The sequence below is a fragment of the Aeromonas sp. QDB62 genome (assembly GCF_027705695.1).
GTDB lineage: Bacteria > Pseudomonadota > Gammaproteobacteria > Enterobacterales > Aeromonadaceae > Aeromonas > Aeromonas allosaccharophila.
Window position 1 is genome coordinate 1 of the sequence record NZ_JAPDCD010000139.1, and the last position, 712, is coordinate 712.

The 712-nt window shown below is 62.9% G+C and carries 1 protein-coding gene; it reads right to left on the reverse strand.

What is annotated here, in order from left to right; translation table 11 throughout:
* Positions 1 to 64 precede the first annotated feature (64 nt).
* Positions 65 to 712: recombinase family protein (locus OKC27_RS22790; protein WP_442866082.1), on the reverse strand; the 648-nt coding region annotated here is incomplete at its 5' end.

Here is a 712-nt window from a genome sequence, read left to right on the forward strand (position 1 = left end):
GGGTCGACACCGGTAATCGGATCGTTGCCGCACTGAACAGCGCCCCGTTCCAGGTCGCCTCCATTTATGCGGCTGAACCGAGGGAGAGCAGCTTTACGCCGTCTGGCCGCAGTTCGCCCTTGGGCGACACGTGCCGGTAGAGCGTCTGCCGGGTAATCCCGAGTTCTTCGCAGAGATCGCCCACCTTGGTTTCCGGTTGCCCCATGCTGGCCATCGCCAGGCGTAGCTTGGCGGCGGTCATCTTGAAGGGGCGCCCCCCTTTCCTGCCGCGAGCGCGCGCCGAGATAAGTCCAGCGACTGTTCGCTCGGAAATCAACTCACGCTCGAACTCGGCCAGCGCGGCAAAAATACCGAACACAAGCTTGCCGGCGGCAGTCGTCGTGTCGACCGCCGCACCGTGACCGGTCAGGACCTTCAGGCCCACGCTACGCGCAGTTAGGTCGTGCACGGTGTTGATCAGGTGGCGCAGATCACGGCCAAGCCGATCGAGCTTCCACACGATCAGCGTGTCCCCTTCACGAAGCGCCTTCAGGCAAGCAGCCAACCCTGGGCGATCATCGCGCCTGCCCGAGGCCAGATCCTCGTAAAGGTGCGCAAGGCTCACACCAGCGGCGATGAGCGCATCGCGTTGCAAATTGGTGGACTGGGATCCGTCCGCCTTCGATACCCGCATGTAGCCGATCAGCACCTTTTCACCCGTCACGTATACGTT